The 17,974-nt window shown below is 29.9% G+C and carries 23 protein-coding genes; 14 read left to right on the forward strand and 9 right to left on the reverse strand.

Going from position 1 to position 17,974, the window contains the following annotated elements; genetic code table 11:
- Positions 1–2 precede the first annotated feature (2 nt).
- The 6 genes from msrP to moaA are packed head-to-tail and all read right to left on the reverse strand — an operon-like array spanning position 3 to position 3,622.
- A complete protein-coding gene (gene msrP, locus AC5SL1_RS01865; protein WP_494600081.1) occupies positions 3–902 on the reverse strand; it encodes a protein-methionine-sulfoxide reductase catalytic subunit MsrP in 900 nt (299 codons plus the stop codon).
- Positions 889–1,341 (reverse strand): molybdopterin synthase catalytic subunit, encoded by a 453-nt coding sequence (locus AC5SL1_RS01870; protein WP_494600082.1) that lies wholly within the window; start codon positions 1,339–1,341, stop codon positions 889–891. Before AC5SL1_RS01870 ends, msrP begins: the two co-directional genes overlap by 14 nt.
- Positions 1,341–1,610: a MoaD/ThiS family protein gene (locus AC5SL1_RS01875; protein ID WP_494600083.1), complete on the reverse strand. Its 270-nt coding sequence runs from the start codon at positions 1,608–1,610 to the stop codon at positions 1,341–1,343. The genes AC5SL1_RS01870 and AC5SL1_RS01875 overlap by 1 nt, the downstream gene beginning before the upstream one ends.
- Entirely contained in the window at positions 1,607–2,077 is a 471-nt protein-coding gene (locus AC5SL1_RS01880) for a thioesterase family protein (protein ID WP_494600084.1), read from the reverse strand. Before AC5SL1_RS01880 ends, AC5SL1_RS01875 begins: the two co-directional genes overlap by 4 nt.
- 6 nt (positions 2,078–2,083) lie before the next feature.
- Positions 2,084–2,629: a cyclic pyranopterin monophosphate synthase MoaC gene (gene moaC / locus AC5SL1_RS01885; RefSeq protein ID WP_494600085.1), complete on the reverse strand. Its 546-nt coding sequence runs from the start codon at positions 2,627–2,629 to the stop codon at positions 2,084–2,086.
- Positions 2,630–3,622, reverse strand: a complete 993-nt coding sequence (gene moaA, locus AC5SL1_RS01890) for a GTP 3',8-cyclase MoaA (protein ID WP_494600086.1) — start codon at positions 3,620–3,622, stop codon at positions 2,630–2,632.
- Between the two features lie 96 nt (positions 3,623–3,718).
- On the opposite strand from moaA, the gene AC5SL1_RS01895 reads away from it, so the two are divergent.
- The 8 genes from AC5SL1_RS01895 to AC5SL1_RS01930 all read left to right on the forward strand — a co-directional run bounded on the left by AC5SL1_RS01895 (position 3,719) and on the right by AC5SL1_RS01930 (position 10,138).
- A complete protein-coding gene (locus AC5SL1_RS01895) occupies positions 3,719–5,161 on the forward strand; it encodes an NAD-dependent succinate-semialdehyde dehydrogenase (protein ID WP_494600087.1) in 1,443 nt (480 codons plus the stop codon).
- A 17-nt stretch (positions 5,162–5,178) separates the two neighbouring features.
- The gene (locus AC5SL1_RS01900) at positions 5,179–6,048 is read left to right on the forward strand and encodes an NAD(P)-dependent oxidoreductase (protein WP_494600088.1); all 870 of its coding nucleotides are present in this window, start codon (positions 5,179–5,181) and stop codon (positions 6,046–6,048) included.
- Between the two features lies 1 nt (position 6,049).
- A complete protein-coding gene (locus AC5SL1_RS01905) occupies positions 6,050–6,892 on the forward strand; it encodes a fumarylacetoacetate hydrolase family protein (protein ID WP_494600089.1) in 843 nt (280 codons plus the stop codon).
- A 6-nt stretch (positions 6,893–6,898) separates the two neighbouring features.
- Positions 6,899–7,606: a cytochrome c biogenesis CcdA family protein gene (locus AC5SL1_RS01910; protein ID WP_494600090.1), complete on the forward strand. Its 708-nt coding sequence runs from the start codon at positions 6,899–6,901 to the stop codon at positions 7,604–7,606.
- 22 nt (positions 7,607–7,628) lie between these two features.
- On the forward strand, positions 7,629–8,210 hold the full coding sequence (locus AC5SL1_RS01915; RefSeq protein WP_494600091.1) for an FMN-dependent NADH-azoreductase: 582 nt from the start codon (positions 7,629–7,631) through the stop codon (positions 8,208–8,210).
- On the forward strand, positions 8,210–9,016 hold the full coding sequence (locus AC5SL1_RS01920) for an inositol monophosphatase family protein (RefSeq protein WP_494600092.1): 807 nt from the start codon (positions 8,210–8,212) through the stop codon (positions 9,014–9,016). Before AC5SL1_RS01915 ends, AC5SL1_RS01920 begins: the two co-directional genes overlap by 1 nt.
- Positions 9,017–9,577: a DUF924 family protein gene (locus tag AC5SL1_RS01925; RefSeq protein WP_494600093.1), complete on the forward strand. Its 561-nt coding sequence runs from the start codon at positions 9,017–9,019 to the stop codon at positions 9,575–9,577.
- Between the two features lie 216 nt (positions 9,578–9,793).
- Positions 9,794–10,138, forward strand: coding sequence for a DUF952 domain-containing protein (locus AC5SL1_RS01930; protein ID WP_494600094.1), 345 nt, complete (start codon positions 9,794–9,796; stop codon positions 10,136–10,138).
- Between the two features lie 350 nt (positions 10,139–10,488).
- Here the strand turns inward: AC5SL1_RS01930 and AC5SL1_RS01935 are convergent, their stop codons facing one another.
- Entirely contained in the window at positions 10,489–10,821 is a 333-nt protein-coding gene (locus tag AC5SL1_RS01935) for a DMT family transporter (protein ID WP_494600095.1), read from the reverse strand.
- A 152-nt stretch (positions 10,822–10,973) separates the two neighbouring features.
- Here AC5SL1_RS01935 and AC5SL1_RS01940 point away from each other — a divergent pair, with 152 nt between their 5' ends.
- Both AC5SL1_RS01940 and AC5SL1_RS01945 read left to right on the forward strand, forming a co-directional pair.
- Positions 10,974–11,531, forward strand: a complete 558-nt coding sequence (locus tag AC5SL1_RS01940; protein ID WP_494600096.1) for a tetratricopeptide repeat protein — start codon at positions 10,974–10,976, stop codon at positions 11,529–11,531.
- Entirely contained in the window at positions 11,531–12,127 is a 597-nt protein-coding gene (locus tag AC5SL1_RS01945) for a 2OG-Fe(II) oxygenase (RefSeq protein WP_494580427.1), read from the forward strand. Before AC5SL1_RS01940 ends, AC5SL1_RS01945 begins: the two co-directional genes overlap by 1 nt.
- 11 nt (positions 12,128–12,138) lie before the next feature.
- On the opposite strand, the gene AC5SL1_RS01950 is transcribed toward AC5SL1_RS01945, so the two are convergent.
- Both AC5SL1_RS01950 and epsC read right to left on the reverse strand, forming a co-directional pair.
- On the reverse strand, positions 12,139–13,140 hold the full coding sequence (locus AC5SL1_RS01950) for a cysteine synthase A (protein WP_494600097.1): 1,002 nt from the start codon (positions 13,138–13,140) through the stop codon (positions 12,139–12,141).
- Positions 13,140–13,718 (reverse strand): serine O-acetyltransferase EpsC, encoded by a 579-nt coding sequence (gene epsC, locus AC5SL1_RS01955; protein ID WP_494600098.1) that lies wholly within the window; start codon positions 13,716–13,718, stop codon positions 13,140–13,142. The genes AC5SL1_RS01950 and epsC overlap by 1 nt, the downstream gene beginning before the upstream one ends.
- Positions 13,719–13,793: 75 nt before the next feature.
- On the opposite strand from epsC, the gene AC5SL1_RS01960 reads away from it, so the two are divergent.
- The 4 genes from AC5SL1_RS01960 (at position 13,794) to AC5SL1_RS01975 (ending at position 17,971) form a co-directional block, all read left to right on the forward strand.
- A complete protein-coding gene (locus tag AC5SL1_RS01960; protein ID WP_494573498.1) occupies positions 13,794–14,204 on the forward strand; it encodes a VOC family protein in 411 nt (136 codons plus the stop codon).
- 171 nt (positions 14,205–14,375) lie between these two features.
- Positions 14,376–15,338, forward strand: coding sequence for an ABC transporter substrate-binding protein (locus tag AC5SL1_RS01965; protein WP_494580432.1), 963 nt, complete (start codon positions 14,376–14,378; stop codon positions 15,336–15,338).
- A gap of 85 nt (positions 15,339–15,423) precedes the next feature.
- Complete coding sequence (locus tag AC5SL1_RS01970) at positions 15,424–16,476, forward strand: quaternary amine ABC transporter ATP-binding protein (RefSeq protein ID WP_494580792.1); 1,053 nt, start codon at positions 15,424–15,426, stop codon at positions 16,474–16,476.
- On the forward strand, positions 16,466–17,971 hold the full coding sequence (locus AC5SL1_RS01975) for an ABC transporter permease (RefSeq protein WP_494600099.1): 1,506 nt from the start codon (positions 16,466–16,468) through the stop codon (positions 17,969–17,971). Before AC5SL1_RS01970 ends, AC5SL1_RS01975 begins: the two co-directional genes overlap by 11 nt.
- The last annotated feature ends 3 nt before the right edge of the window (positions 17,972–17,974 follow it).

Here is a 17,974-nt window from a genome sequence, read left to right on the forward strand (position 1 = left end):
ATCTAATAATTTTTTTTAAGGTCCATACCGCTATAAAGATGAGCAACCTCATCCCCATAACCATTGAACATTAAAGTTTCTATTCTTGGAGCTAATATACTTTCCCCAATTACTCTTTCAGTTGCTTGAGACCATCTTGGATGATCCACTTCAGGATTTACATTTGAGTAAAAACCATATTCTCGTGGTGAAGCATTTTTCCAAGCAGTATTTGGCATATTTTTTGTTAATTTGATTTTGACAATTGATTTTGCACTCTTAAAACCATACTTCCACGGAATAAATATTCTTAAAGGTGCACCATTTTGATTTGGTAGTGACTTGCCGTATAAACCAGTTACAACAGTTGTTAGAGGATGCATTGCTTCATCTAATCTCAAACCTTCAATGTAAGGCCAGTTTAAAACAGGATATCTCTGTCCAACCATCTCTTCTGGATTATAAACTGTTTCAAATTCTACAAACTTTGCAGTTGATTTAACCTGAACTTTGTTAAGTAATTCACTTAATGAAAAGCCCAACCAAGGAATTACCATAGACCAACCTTCAACACATCGAAGTTTTAGGATTCTCTCTTCAGATTTGATATCTAGAATTTCCTCAATTGGAAGTTCAATTGACTTTTCAACTTCACCTTCAATTTTAACAGTCCAGGGTCTTGTAGTAAAATTTTTTGCTCGTCTATGGGGATCACCTTTGCCAGTACCAAATTCATAGAAATTGTTATATGTAGTTATATCTTTATAACTAGTTGGCTCATTTAAATTATTTGCTTTAGCATTAATTAGTGGAACTGAACTAAAGGTAAGTGCACTCAAACCATAGCCCATAGACTTTATAAAAGATCTTCTTTTGTTATAAATTTTTTCGGGAGTTATCTCTGAATATTTAAACTTTTTCATTAGCAATAGGATTTCCTTTTAACCATTTACTTTCTTCATTTTCATAATGTTCTTTTTTCCAAATCGGAGATCTTTTTTTAATTTCTTCAATTATATATCTTGAAAGCACATAAGCTTGATCACGATGTTTGCAAGCAACTGCGATAATAATACTTATTTCACCTAATTTTAGATGACCTTTTGCATGTTCAATAAATACAGCTTTATCTTTAATATCAAGTTTTTGATCTGCTTCATTGTAAATTTCTTCAAAACTTTTGATCACCATTTCGTCATGGCTATCATAAGTAATTCCAATAACTTTTTTATTATCATTAATACTTCTTACAGTACCTAAAAAATAAATTGATGCTCCAAACATAGAATCTTTAATAAATTTTTCAGCGTTTGAAGTTAGTATTTTATCTTTTTTATAATCTACTATTTTTGTATGAAGCATTAACCTCCTCCGATAGGTGGTATAATACCAATCTTTTGATTTTTTGTGATTTTATAATTGTCGCTAATTATTTCATTATTTTCAGAACAAAAAGCAGAAGATTTTACAACTTTAATGAAGTCTTCGTTACCTTGAAAATTTTTGTCTATATATTTGATAATTTCATTCCTTAAATCATCTATTGAAGCTTTATCTTTAATATTTAATTCTAAGTGATCTTTATCACTAAAATCTCTACTTACTCCAAATAATTCTAATTTGATTTTCATTTTTTTAATTTAGATGAAAATTTTAAGTCTTTATCTTTGAACTCAGATTTATTTTTATTAATAAAGTCATCCATAATCTTTACTTTTTCTTCCTCAAATTCAGCAACTTTTCTTTCATTAAGATCTACATATAAAGCAAGAATTTCAATTGTTGAGGCTAGGAATTTTTTTTCTTTATGTATCATTTCCATTTTATATTGAAGTCTTTTTTTATCATGATCAAAAAAAACACAATTAATATCAACCTTATCATTTAGTTGGAGTTCTTGATTGTAAGTTATATGAGACTCTACAATCATTGTACTTTTCTTAGTTGTCTTTGCAGAGTGTTCACCCATTTTAAAGATATTATTTAGAGTATCAGCACCATATTTATCAAACATTAAAAGATAATATGAAACATTCATATGATCGTTGTAATCGATCCAATCTTTGATAACTTTTTGAGAACTTAAATAAACAGACATTAAATATTAAAAAATATTTTTAAGAAATTCAGGTAATCCATCTGGATTAGTCCATAATCCACTTTTTCCACCTTCTTTAATTAATAACTTAACATTATCAATTTTAAGATGAGGATTTACTATTTTACTTAAATCATAAATGGTTATTAATGCAGCATTAACTCCCATGATTGCTTCCATCTCAACACCTGTTTTAGCTACCGCTGACACAACACAAAAAACTTCCAATGAGCTATCAACTTCATTCATAATTATTTTAGTAGCAGTGTGATCAATTGGAAGAGGGTGACATAAAGGAATTAATTCACTAGTTTTTTTAACACCTAGTACAGCTGATACCTCAGCTAAAGTAATTGGATCACCTTTGGGCATTTTTTTATCTTTAATTAAATTAAAAACTTCTTTTCCAACATAAATTTTTCCAGAAGCCAAAGCTCTACGGAATGTTTCTTTTTTAGATGAAACATCAACCATATTAAAAGAGTTTTTTTGAAAAATTTCTTTTGCCCAATCTTTTAAATTTTCTTCATTTATAATTTTTAAGTTTTTCATTTATCCCCCGGTACTTGATAAATTAGGAGTAATTCCAGTTTCACCTAATTCTAAATAATGTGACTCTTTTTTAAGATGCAATTGTTTTATAATAAGATTTACAAGTTCATCTTTTTGAGCATCGTCTTGCAGTAAATGTCTAATACTAATTCCAGTATTACCAAACAAACATAATCTCAAATCACCTCTTGAGGTAATTCGCAATCTGTTACATGTTTGACAAAAATCTTTAGTGTAAGGAGCAATTAATCCAAATTTACCTTTAAATTCTGGATGTATAAAATTTAATGAAGGGCCTGCGTCTTTCCCATAAGTTTGAGGGATCCAATTATTTTTCTCTAAATAATCTTTGAATAAATTAGAAGAAACATGATTTTTCTTAAAATATTCAAAATTATCACCAGTTTGCATCAATTCTATAAATCTAAAGTCAATTTTGTTATTTTTTATAAAATTTCCAAATTTATTAAACTCATCAGGGTTATCATTAACACCCTTAAGTAAAACAGCATTAATTTTGATATTTTTAAAATTTAATTTTTGTAAAGTCTTTATACCTTCTAAAATTTCTTCAAGCCTATCATGTCCTGTTAGTTTTTTAAAAGTTTTTCTATTTAAACTGTCTATACTAATATTTATTCCATCTAAGCCAGCTTCAGATAATTGTTCTGCAATTTTGTCCAAACGATAACCATTAGTCGTCATTGTTACTTTGGGAATATTTGAATTTTGTTTCATATCTTTAAGGATATCAAAAAAATCTTTTCTAACCGTTGGCTCTCCACCAGTTAATCTAATTTTACAGACACCTAATTCAGATAACGCTTTTGTTAATCTGGATATTTCTTCGGCAGACATAAAGCTTCTCGTATCTCCAGGTGTTTTTTTATAACCTTGAGGCAAGCAATAAGTGCAGCTGTAATTACACACATCTGTAATCGATAATCTTATGTAGGGGAATTTTCTTCCAAAAGTATCAGTAAGTGCTTTCATCTAATTTTAATTACATTATTAAATTGAAACATTAAAACATATTTGTTAGATAATTGAGACAAAATTTTATAAAATCAATTCTATATTTAGCAAATAATGTACGAAAAATTTGGACAATTCATCGATGGTAACTGGTCTCCTTCAACAGACAAGGGAACTTATGAGGTTATCAATCCAGCGACAGAAGAAGTTTTAGGTCATGCTTCTAAAGCAACATCTGCTGATGTTGATAAAGCATTAAAGTCAGCTGAAAAAGGATTACAAGTCTGGAAAAAAACAACACCTTGGAACAGATCTTATATTCTTAGACGTATAGCAGATAAACTTCGAGAGAAAAAAGATGTATTAGCCAAATGGATGACTTTAGAAAATGGAAAGCCTTTAGCAGAAGGTGTTGGTGAAACAAATGGAGCAGCAGACATTTTTGAATGGAATGCTGAAGAGACAAAAAGAATTTTTGGACAAACTATTGAAAGTAGATTTGAAGATACTAGAGTGCATGTTTATTATCAACCGGTTGGAGTTGTAGCAGCATTATCGCCGTGGAATTTTCCACTTATTTTAGCAGCTAGAAAAATATCTACTGCACTTGCTGCCGGTTGTTCGGTAATTATTAAACCTGATACAATCACCCCTGGTGTTGTAATGGAGTTAGTTGATATTTGTAGAGAATGTGGTGTTCCTCCTGGAGCAGTTAATCTTTTATCAGGTGACCCTCCAAGTATTGCATCTCAATTAATTCAATCAGATATTATTAAGAAGATTTCTATTACTGGCTCTGTAAGAGTAGGAAAACTAATATTAAAACAAGCCGCTGATAAAGTTCAAAGAGTAACAATGGAATTAAGTGGTCATTCACCATTTATAGTCTTTGATGATGCTGATATTAAAAAAGCAGCTGATATGGCTATAGCTGCAAAATTTAGAAATAATGGTCAAGTATGCATTTCTCCTAATAGATTTTATATTCATGAAAAGAAGAAAGATGAATTTATTGATCTATTTGTAGAGAAGACTAAAAAGTTAAAAATTGGTAATGGTATGGATCCCGATACTCAATTAGGTCCTTTAACAACTCAAAAAAGATTGAATGAAATTGAAACACTAGTTGAAAAAACAAAGCAAGAAGGAGCTAAAGTTTTATTGGGTGGAAAAAGACCCGCAGGATTCAATAAAGGGTTTTTTTATGAACCAACAATTTTTGATGATGTAAAAGATGATTTTACCATTATGAAAGAAGAACCTTTTGGACCATTGGTTCCAATGTTATCATTTAAATCATTTGATGAAGTAATCGAAAGAGCAAATAATCATGAGCTTGGACTTTGTAGTTATGTTTGCACCAACTCAATGGAGACTGCTCATTTAGCATCTGAACAATTGGAAACAGGATCTGTTGCTGTTAACACAGGATTTGTTGCAATTGCCGAGGCACCATTTGGTGGAATAAAGCAGAGTGGATATGGAAGAGAAGGTGGTTCGATGGCAATTAAAGACTATCTAAATGTTAAATATACACACCTCGGTATAAAAGGTTAACATTTCAAAAACTTTAGATGAAAAATATTGGATTTATTGGAATTGGTCTCATGGGATTTCCTATGGCCAAAAATCTTCTTAAATCTGGCTATAATTTAAAAGCATTTAATAGAACTCAAAATAAATCAGATAAACTAAAAGAGTTTGGAGCAGAAATATCCACATCAATTAAGGATGCTGTAACAAATTCAGATGTGATAATTACGATGCTTACAGACGATGCTGCAGTAGAAAAAGTTATGAGTAGTGAAGAATTTATTTCTAATATAAAAGAAGGAGCTACTGTTATTGATATGAGTTCGGTTAATCCAGCTTTGACTATAAAGTATTCAAAAAAATTAAAAGAAAAAAAAATAAATTATTTAGATGCCCCAGTTTCAGGTGGAACAATAGGAGCTGAAGAGGCAACTTTAGCTATAATGGTTGGTGGTGATGAAGAAACGTTTAATAACTGTTATGAGTTACTAAAAAAAATGGGCAACCCAACATTAGTTGGCCCAGTATCATCAGGTCAAATATCCAAATTAGCTAATCAAATTATTGTAGGCGTTACTATTGGAGCAGTTGCAGAAGCAATTACATTATGTGAAAAATCAGGAACTAATCCTAATAAAATGATTGAAGCTTTATCAGGAGGTTGGGCTGATAGCAAAATACTGCAAACACACGGAAAAAGAATGATTGATAAAGATTTTACACCAAAAGGGAAAACAACAACACAACTAAAAGATATGACTAATATTGTTAATGCAGGAAAGGCAGTAGAGACTCATTTGCCTATTTCGAGCTTAATAAAAGAAATGTATAAAGACCTTGTGGCTGATGGACATGGAAATACTGATCATAGCTCTTTATACAATGCAATTGAAAAAATAAATAAAAAATAGAATGAAATTATTAAGAATAGGAAAAATTGGCCAGGAAGTTCCAGTAGCTATAGATAAAAATGGAAAATTTAGAAATTTATCATCAATTATTAAAGACTTGAATCCAGAAAATATTAATTTTAAAACTCTTGATAAATTAAAGAAAATAAATTTAGAAAATCTAGAAGAGATAGATCGAAGTGAAAGAATAGGATCCTGTATTACTCAACCAGGAAATTTTTTTGCTATTGGATTGAATTATACTGAGCATGCAAAAGAAACTGGGGCAAAGCCACCTGAGCATCCAGTATTATTTAATAAATCTGTTCATTCAATTATAGGACCAAATGACAATGTAATTATACCTAAGAACTCAAAGAAATTAGACCATGAAGTTGAAATTGCTTTTGTAATAGGAAAAAAAGCAAAAAGAGTTATAGAAAAAGATGCACAAGATTATGTTTTTGGATACTGCATTTGTAACGATATAAGTGAGAGAGAGTGGCAAAAAGAAAAAGGTGGTCAATGGGTTAAAGGAAAATCTGGCGATACCTTTGGACCTTTAGGCCCATATTTAGTGACAAAAGATGAGATAGAGGATGTTAATAACTTGAGTTTAACGCTAGATGTTAATGGTAATAGACATCAAACAGGAAATACAAGCCAGATGATTTTTAATTTTAATTTTTTAATTGCGCATATTACAAGTTTTATAACATTAATGCCTGGTGATATAGTGACAACAGGAACACCGCCGGGAGTGGGTCTTGGAATGACACCTCCTATTTTTTTAAAAGATGGAGATGAAATGGAACTTTCGGTCGATAATCTTGGAAAACAAAATATTAAGGTTATAAAAGAATAATTTGATATGATAGAATTAGTCGTTGCGCTAGGAGCAGGTCTTATTAGTTTTTTATCACCTTGTGTTTTACCATTAATACCTGGTTATGTTTCTTTTGTTACTGGAAGTTCATTAAATGAAATTTTAGAAAATAAAAAAATTAATTTATTGCCATTAATAATTTTTTCACTTGGCTTCTCTTTTGTTTTTATTATTTTTGGAGCAACTGCATCCTTTTTAGGACAAATTCTTTTACAAAATTCACAAATCCTAAGACTTATTGCTGGAAGTATAATAGTTATTTTCTCACTTCAATTGATTGGTATTTTAAATATTAAATTTCTTAATATTGAGAAGAAATTTTATACAAAAAAATCAAATAATATATTCTTTGTATTTATTATAGGAATGGCATTTGGTTTTGGATGGACACCTTGCATAGGACCTATTTTAGGATCAATACTTGCTTTAGCTTCAACAGAGGAAACAATTTATAGAGCAATTATACTTTTAAGCTTTTACTCTTTAGGACTTGCCATACCTTTTGTTTTATCAGGGTATTTGATGCAAAGGTTTCTATTATTTTCAAAGAATTTTAAAAAAAATATTAATTTAGTAACTAAAGGGGGTGGCATAATACTTTTAATTACAGGAATTTTGATTTTAACAAATCAATTACAAATTCTTGGATACTATATTTTAAATTATTTGCCTTTTTTACAAAATTTCGGTTAGAACTATCCGAAACAGTTAATTCATGAAAATATATCAAATTGATACTAGTGCTAGAAAAGAAGGTTCTACTTCAAGAGCTTTAGCAAAAAAATTATTAGACAAAATAAAAAAACCAGAAGATGAGGTTGTTTATCGAGATCTTAATGATCAAATGATTTTTATTTCTAATTTAACAGAGTCTGGAATGAAAATTCCAGAAGGTGAGCAAACAGAGCAACATAAGAAAATGTTTGAAATGTCAGATAAACTAGTCATGGAGTTAAAAGAAAGTGACACAATTATAATTTCCGTACCAATTTATAATTTTGGTCCGCCTGCAACGCTAAAAGCCTGGGCAGATTTGGCTGCAAGAGTTAAAGAGACATTTAAATATAATGAAGACGGAAGCAGGGTAGGCTTGCTTGAAGACAAACAGGTTTATCTCATAATTACCTCTGGTGGCACAAAGATTAATAGTCAGGATGATTTTTTAACACCTTGGTTAACCCATGTTTTAAATTTTTTTGGTATAAAAAAGATAGATATTATTGCTGCTGATCAATTGGCTATAGATTATGAAAAATCAATTAAAGAAGCAGAAAGTCAAATTGAGAACATAACATAATGAGCTTATTAAGTGTGAAAGAGTACAAATTATATTCAAACTTTTTAAATACTTTAGCAAAAGATTTAAATAAATTTTATTATTCAAAACTTAATAAAACTTTTGCAATATCCAACAAGCTTAAAGGCAAAGGGTATGACCCTGTTACAACATCCGACAAAGCATTTGAAAAATTTATTAGATTAAAAATTAAAAAAAAATTTCCAAATCATCAAGTTATAGGTGAAGAGTTTGGTCACAAAAAATCAACTAGTGACTTTACATGGGTGATAGACCCGATTGATGGGACAAGATCATTTGTAATAGGTAACCCAACTTGGAGTAATTTAATATCTCTTAATTTTAAAGGCATACCAGTTGTGGGTTTAGCAAATTTTCCGATATTAAATAAATATTATTTAAACTTTGATAATAAAAATTCTTTTGTTTTTGAAAAAGGTAAAAAAAGAAAAATTTCTGTTTCAAAAAAAATACTATTTAGTCAAATTAAAGTATCAGGAGCATTTCATGGAGCAGTCTCTCTTAAGCAGCAAAGTAGAATTCCAAAAGTTTTAAAATTAATGCAATTTCCATCTGCAGACGCATTAAGTTACTCTCATTTATGTGAGGGAAAAATTGATGTTGTTTTTCAAGCTAATAATAAAATTTGGGATATTCACCCATTGATGCCAATTATAAAAGCTTCAGGAGGAATTGTTACAACTTGGAATAATAGAAATGCAGTTAACGCAGGAAATATTTTAGTTTCAGCTAATCAATCTATTCACAATAAAATGCTTAAACTTTTAAAACCTATTTCAAAATAAATGCATACAAGAGCTAAAAAAATATTAGATTTTTGGTTTAAAGAAACCCCATCAAAAAAAAGATTTCAAAAACATAAAGATTTTGATGCACTAATAAAAAATAATTTTTTAAAAGATTATGAACTGGCAGGTTCCAATGAGTATGATGATTGGCAAGATAGCCCCCTTGGTTCATTAGCTTTAGTTATTTTATTTGACCAATTTTCAAGAAATATGTTTAGAGATGACCCAAAAGCCTTTAGCCAAGATCATAAAGCAAGGTTAATAGTTAATGATTCTGTTTATGCAGGATTTTTAGATGAAATGGACCAAGAGCAAAGATTTTTTATGCTATTGCCACTTATTCATAGTGAAGAAATAACCGACCATGATATGGCCTACTATTTACTCGATAAATATTTAAAAGATCATCCAGACTTAGTTTCTATAAAAAAATTTTGGAAAGATCACACATTAGCAATTAAGAAATTTCATCGATATCCTCATCGAAACATAGTATTAGGAAGAAAATCTACTCCTGAAGAGATAGAGTTTTTAAGTCAACCGAACTCTTCCTGGTAAACATTCATTAAGTGAACAGATAAAATAAGATATTCAATATTATCATACCTATAAAGATAATATATCGTTTTAATATTTTGATGAGCCGTCTATAAAGAATTTTTAGAATTCAAAAATTAACATTATCTTCTCTCTCTATTAGGTAGTTAATATAAACTTCCCCGCAAGGGGAAGTTTCTTATTGTCATCATCCTCACTGAATAATATAAATTTTAAATGAACTTTAAGTTTGTTTATAAAATATGTACTAAGTCTGAGTGGCAAGAAGTTAAAAGTATAGGTCAATTAATAGGTTCTAAAAAAGATTTAGAGGATGGCTTTATTCATTTTTCAGGTGATGACCAAGTTGCAGGAACTCTTAAAAAATTTTACCAAAATCAAAATGATTTAATTTTATTAAAGGTTGATACTTTAAAGTTAGATCATTTAGTTTGGGAACAAGCCTCTGATGGAACTATGTTTCCCCATTTATATTCACCACTTGACTTATCTAATGTTGTAGAAGAATTTGATATTACTTTAGATGATGATGGTACTCACGTCTTACCATCTATATTTTAACTTATCTTTTAAGGGGTTCACCCTTTCAGAAAGCTCCAAAAGAGTTCCCCTGTAAGTTAGCGGTATACGCCAAAATCCATAATAATGGACTTTATATTTTTTTGATCTTAATTAGTCTTTGGTTATTTAATCACACCAGTTATGTGTCAGGTGGTGATAAGTTCATAATCAACCTCCTTTATTGATATTTAGACAATATCATTTCTAAAAATTGCATTCAAAACATTTATTTTACTTTATGTGAAATAAATCAATTGTATGCAACCTAGCAAAGTAATAGGATCTCGATAATTTAAAAAATCTCATTACAATATTTTCTGTAAAAAAAGTTTTATAATTTTTAATTATAATTAATTATTTCCTAACAAGTTGACCATTAATACACCTATTATAATTAAACCCAAACCAATCATTGAATAAAGGTTTGGCATTTGATTAAATCTAATTATACCAACAATTACAGTTGAAATAATTGTTAATCCGGCAAATGATGCATAAGTAATTCCCATTGGGATATTTTTCATCACCATTGAGAGCGCATACATACATGCAACTATTGTTATTCCAGTAATAATACTTGGAAATAGAAGTGTGAACCCTTCGGCACTTTTTGCAAAACTGTTAGAAGTTACTCCAAGAATAACTGCTAGGAGTAGAAATGTATATGAAGTAGCAAGACTCATTCTTTAACTTTAAATGAAATCTCGCTAAATATATATAATTATTTAGGTATCTTAGTTACGCCAGTTTCAAGTGAAATCATTATAGGTTTCATAAAAATTAAAATTTAATTAAAATTTAATTTATGTTAGGGTCTATTTATGATTGATATTGTATGAATTCAGATCAAGATTTAAGAGCCAAATTTACTTTAGCCGAGAAGCTTTTTTTGGAAAAAAAAACACAAGAATCAATTAATTTGTATAGAGAAATATTATCGATTAATCCCAATATAATTCCGGCAATAAATAATCTTGGAGCAGCGTATGAAAGTTTGAATAATTTTTTTGAAGCTGAAAAATATTATCTTCAATGTTTTAATTTTAATCAAGAAGAAATTGTTTTTATTAATAATCTAGCAAATATTTTTTTAAAACAAAGAAAGTTTGACAAAGCAATTGAGTTGTTTAAAAAATCTTTGAAAATACAACCCCAAAAAAAAATTAATAAAAACAGATTGGCTTCTTGCTTAACTTATAATAACAATATTGATGAGGCGATAGATTATTGCAAAAAAGAAATCAAATTTGATCCTGAGAATGAATATTTGTACAAATTATTAAGTAAAAATTTAATGAAAAAAAATTGTCACCGAGAAGCTTTACAGTATTTAAAAAAAGGAACAGGTTTTATTGAATTTAATGATAATAATATAAGTATAATTACTAATTAATGAAAAAAATTAAAATAGACGATTTTAGATCTGAGAGTTTTATTGGTTTGTGGAACATAGAAGATAATAAACTATGCAAAGAACTAATTAACTTTTTTGAAGAAAATAAAGATTTACATATTATTGGAACAACTTCAGGTGGAGTAGATTATTCTGTAAAAAAAACAATAGATATCACAATTAATCCAAAAAGTTTAAAAGAACCAAAATATCAAATCTTTAATAAATATTTTGAAAAATTAAATGAATGTTTTGAGGATTACAAAGATCAGTATTCCTTTTTAAAAGTTATGGCCAAAAAAGTTCACATAGGTCATTTTAACATTCAGAAATATTTAAAGGGAGATCATTTTTCATCAATCCATTCAGAAAGAACTAATTTAAGTTCAATTCATAGATTGTTTGCATGGATGACATACTTAAATGATGTTGAAGATGGTGGTACAACTGATTTTAAATATTTTGATTTAAAAATAAAACCGCAACAAGGTAAAACGGTTATATGGCCATCTGAATGGACTCATGCACATAGAGGATCTGTGTTAAATAGTGGTTCAAAATATATTATTACAGGATGGATGCACTTCACAGATTAAATTTTCTTTAATTAAAGCCAAGAGGGAAATGGCAAACCTTTTTCTTCAAGGAACTTTTTATTAAACATTTTAGTTGCGTACTTTTCACTTTTATCACAAAGAATTGTAACGATAGTTTTTCCAGGACCTAATTCTTTACCTAATCTTATTGCTCCTGCTATGTTAATTCCACAGCTAGTCCCAAGACTTAAACCTTCATTTTGAATTAGATCATAAAGAATAGGCAATGCCTCATGATCGTCTATTGAATAAGCATCATCTATTTTAGCATTTTTAAAATTTTTGGTAACTCTACTAGAACCAATTCCTTCAGTAATCGAACCACCTTCAGATTTTAATTCACCATTTTTTATATAGTTGTAAAGAGCAGAACCTTTTGGATCTGATAAAAATATTTTGATATCTTTATTTTTTTCCTTAAGAGCATTACTTACACCTGAAATTGTTCCACCTGTTCCAGATGAACATACAAATCCATCAACCTTACCTTCTGTTTGTTTCCAAATTTCTTGTCCTGTTCCCTCATAATGGCCTTTTGCATTTGCAGTATTATCAAATTGATTAGCCCAGATAACTCCATTATTGTTTGATGGTCTAAGCTCATCAGCAAGTCTAGCTGCAATTTTTACAAAGTTATTGTCATCTTTGTAAGGTTTTGGAGCAACCAATCTAAGTTCTGCACCTAAATTTCTAAGTAAATCTTTTTTTTCTTGAGTTTGATTGTCATTCATTACAATAATTGTTTTGTATCCTAATGAATTTCCTAAAAGTCCTAAGCCAATTCCAGTATTGCCAGCTGTACCTTCAACAACTGTTCCACCTTTTGAAATTAACTTTTTTTCTTGAGCGTCTTTAATTAAAGCTAGGGCCGCTCTGTCTTTAACTGATCCACCTGGATTTAAAAATTCAGCCTTACCATAAATATTGCACCCTGTAATTTCTGATGCTGCTTTTAATTTTATTAAAGGAGTATTACCAATTCCTGAAATAAAATCATTTTGAATGTTACTCATTAATCTGATTTTGTATCACTATCTGGAGTAATACCATAAGGTTTGAATTCACTATCAGCGATACCAACATTTTTTGCAGGTATACCAACCATTACAGCTTTTTCTGGAACATCTTTTGTAATCACTGCATTAGCACCAATCTTTGCACATCTTCCAACTCTAACAGGACCTAATACTTGTGCACCTGAGCCAATTACAACTTCATCTTCAATTGTTGGATGTCTCTTTATATTACGCTGATCATTTGAATTAATACTTGGAGCAATTCCACCTAGTGTTACCATATGATAGATAGTGACGTTATCACCAATTTCAGAAGTTTCTCCAATTACAACTCCCATACCATGATCAATAAATAAATTTTTTCCAATTTTTGCTTTTGGATGAATTTCAATACCAGTTAAGAATCTTGAAAATTGTGAAATAATTCTAGCAATTAAATCAAATTTAGCAGTGCTAAAAAAATTAGCAATTCTATGAAAAAAAACTGCTTTAACTCCTGGATAAGTTAATATTAAACTTAATTTTGATTTTGCAGCAGGGTCTCTGTCTATTATAGATTGTAAAAATTTTTCCATTTTATCTTTTTGCTAGATTGACTTAAAAGCGATCTTTATATAGTCATTATATTTATTAATTAAAGAGAAAAAAATATGTACAAAAATACCAACTGTTTTCACCTAGCAATACCTTGCGGTGACTTAGAAGTTGCAAAAAAATTTTATAACGAAGCTTTAGGCTGCAGATTAGATAATTCAGCTCAAGAATGGGCTGATGTTGATTTTTGGGGAAATGAATTAACTCTTCACGCAAGTGCTCATAAATTAGAAAATGAAAGACATGATGTTGATATGGGAAATGTTTCTGTCCCACACTTTGGTGTTCATTTATCAAGAAAAGATTTTGATGCTCTTAAACAAAGATTAAAAGATAATGGTACTAAATATTACGATGAACCATATTTAAGATTTAAGGGTACTAAATATGAGCAAGAAACTTTCTTTGTAAAAGATCCTAACGAAAACATTTTAGAAATTAAAACTCTTACAAGTAATCCTGAATAACTGTTAAATAACAGCTTATCTTAAAACAAAAACTATCTGGATCAGTCATAATTGATTTTGATAAATTTGTAAAATATAGGCCAGTTATATATACTTTTTATATCTTTATTTCCTTTGACACACTTTATTCATTCGCGTTAGACTTATTTTTTAAATTAATAGGAGAAGATAATGAAAATAATTAAAACTACACTTGTAGCTGGTTTGATTTCTTTATTTGCTACTTTTTCAACATTTGCTGAGAAAGTAAAAATTGGAGATCCAGGTTGGACAGGTGCAACAGCTATTGCAAATTTATTAGCAGCAGTTGTTAATGATAAAATGGGTGGAGAAGCAGAATTAGTTCCAGGGAACAATACTGCTATCTACGCAGCAATTGATAGAAGCAAAGGTGAAATAGAAGTTCACCCAGATATCTGGCTACCTAATCAACAGGCTTATACTAACGATCTAGTTCCTAAAGGAACTCTTAAGTTAAGTTCAAAGCCGTATGAGGGAAACCAAGGATATTGTGTGTCTCAACAATTTGCTAAAAAAATGAAAATTACAGCAATTGAAGACTTAGCTAGACCAGAAGTTGTTAAAGCAATGGACAGCGACGGAAATGGAAAAGGTGAGTTTTGGATTGGTGCTGATGGATGGGCTTCAGCAAATGTAAACCAAGTTAAACTTAGAGATTACGGTTTATATGATGCTGGTATTGAAGGCATAAGAGCAGCAGAAGCTGTTAAAAATGCAAGAGTGCTTGATTCAATTAAAAAAGGTGAGGGCTATGCATTTTATTGTTACAAGCCACATGCAATTTGGGGAATGGCAGATGTTGTAATGTTAACAGAACCAAAGTTTGATGAAGCTAAATATAAAATGGTTCAACCCAAAGAAGATGCTGACTGGTACAAAAAATCTTATGTTGCATCGAAAGATGCTCTTAAACAAATTCAAATTGGTTGGGGAACTTCATTAGAAGCTAAATCACCAGCTATTGTTGAATTTTTTAAGAACTTTCAATTGTCAGCAGATGATGTTTCATTAATGGCCTATCAAATTTCAGTTGAAAAAAAAGATCCAGCTGCTGTTGCTAGAACATGGATGAAAAATAATAAGTCCAAAGTTGACGGTTGGTTAGGACTTTAGGTTAAATTAAATTTTTACCTGGCAACTTTTTAGTTGCCAGGTAATTTTCTTAAAAAAAAATTTATTAAATTTTCGAATGGATCTGATGGAATCAGCTATTGAAATAAAAAATGTTTGGAAAATATTCGGTAATAATTCTGAAGAAGCATTAAATGCTATTCAAAATCAACGTATTTCAAAACAGGAAGCCTTAGAAAAATATAATTCAGTAATTGGTGTATCTGATGTTTCTTTTAATGTTAAAAAAGGAGAGATTTTTTGTGTAATGGGTCTTTCTGGAAGTGGTAAATCTACTTTAGTTAGACATATTAATAGATTATTAGAGCCAACCTCTGGACAAATTTTAATCAATAATGAAGACGTGATGAAGTTTGACTCAAAAAGTTTGCAAGATTTAAGAAATAAAAAAATAGGTATGGTTTTTCAAAACTTTGCTTTAATGCCACATAGATCTGTACTGGATAATATAGCAATGCCACTTGAAATAAGAGGTATAAGCAAAAATGATAGGCTAGATGCCGCTAATAAAATTTTAGATATCGTAGAACTTCAAGGCTGGGGAAATAAATTTGCTCATGAGCTATCAGGCGGAATGCAACAAAGAGTAGGATTAGCAAGAGCTTTAGCGGCCGATCCTGATTTTTTATTAATGGATGAACCATTTAGTGCATTAGATCCATTAATTAGAAGACAACTTCAAGCAGAATTTATCAAACTTTCAAAACAAATGAAAAAAACTACAGTGTTTATAACGCATGACTTAGATGAAGCTGTTAGGGTAGGTCATAGAATTGCTATCATGAGAGATGGAAAAGTTATTCAAATAGGAACACCAGAGGAAATAGTAATGAAGCCAGTGGATAACTATGTTGCTGATTTTGTAAAAGGAATATCTAGATTAAAAATTGTTCAAGCTAAATCTATCATGCAACCAATTGAAAAATTCAAAAAAGAATTTGGATCACTGGCCAAAGATTTAGAAAGTGTTTATGAAAATGATTTGCTAAATAAATTGATTGAAAAATCTTCTATTAAAGACGAACCAATATTAGTAATTAACAATGATAATAAAAATGTTGGGGTGATAACACAAGCTGATTTACTCAAGGCTGTTGTAGAGGGTAGTGATGGAGAGTAAAGCAGTTAAAAATCCATCTAGAGATGAATTGATTACTGATTTTGTAAAAAGTAATCCAAATTACTATATTAAAGAGTTTAAAAAAATTGGTAGTAAACCTACTTATTCATTTTCATTTAATCTATTTGCATTTATTTTAGGTCCAGTTTGGTTTGGAATGCGTAATGTTTGGAATTGGACATTAGCTTTTTTAATTATTGAAACTTTTTCAGTAGTGCAAATCATCAGAGGTTTATTTGGTAATATTACAGCAGATGCTATTGCTAAAGTAGAACAAGTTAAAAGTACAATAGCTTTTAGGAATAAACAATTAGAAGCAGCTATAGAAAATAATCCAGATAAGATTGATGTTTTTAAAAGAAATATAAAATCATTAGAGGATGCTATGCAAGGTTATCTTGATGAAATTACAAGAGTAGAAGCCTCAGCAATTTGGATTACAATTTTTGGGTTTATTTTATTGATAGCAGTAAAGGTTGTTCAAGGAGTTTTGGCGAATTCAATTTTGGAAAAAAAATATTCTGAATGGTTATCTGATAAATCTATTGATCCAGGTATGCAGATGAAAAATTATATCTTAAGTAGTGTTTTTACTTCTGTAATAATGATTTTTACTGTTATCCATTACAGCTTTCCAGGTTTACTTCAGTTAATGGATACGTTTCCAACCCATCCAGAAATAAGATTATTTTCAATTAAGTGGATAGAAATTATTTTTGATTATGCAGTTGTTAAAGGAGATGTAATTTTTACTGCTATAACAATTGGTATTAGGTCAGTTCTAGATTTTTTAGAATTACTATTCGTTAAAACCCCTTGGATAGTAATTATAACAGCCATTGTAACACTTACTGGTTTATCAGCTGGACCAAGGGCAGCAATATACTCAACTGGATTTTTATGTTATATGGGATTTTTAGGGTTTTGGGTAAAAGCCATGACAACTCTTGCGTTACTTGGAACTGCTGCAATTTTAAGTATAGCAATTGGTATTCCTCTTGGAATTTATTGTGCAAGAAGACAAAGATTTTATTCACTAATAAGACCCATAATGGATTTCATGCAAACAATGCCAGCCTTTGTATTTATGATTCCAGTTATAGCTTTTTTTGGAACTGGAAAGGTTGCGGCAGTAATTATTACAATGATTTTTGGTGGTACACCTGTTGTAAGACTTACGGTTTTAGGGTTACGTGGAGTGCCAGAAACAATTCGTGAGGCAGCTATCGCTTACGGTGCAACTAAATGGTATTTACTTAGAAAAGTAGATTTACCACTAGCCACACCTTCAATTTTGGCAGGTGTTAACCAAACTGTAATGCTTAGTTTGGCTATGGTAGTTGTAGCATCTCTAATTGGTGCAAAAGGTTTAGGACAAGATGTTCTTGAGGCTTTACAGTATGCTAATGTTGGACAAGGTATACTAGCAGGTATTGCTATTTTGTTTGTTGCTTTAATATTGGATAGAGTTGTTCAAGGTAAAAAAAGAGTTTAATAA

This window comes from Candidatus Pelagibacter sp. PS_10_02, assembly GCF_059418005.1.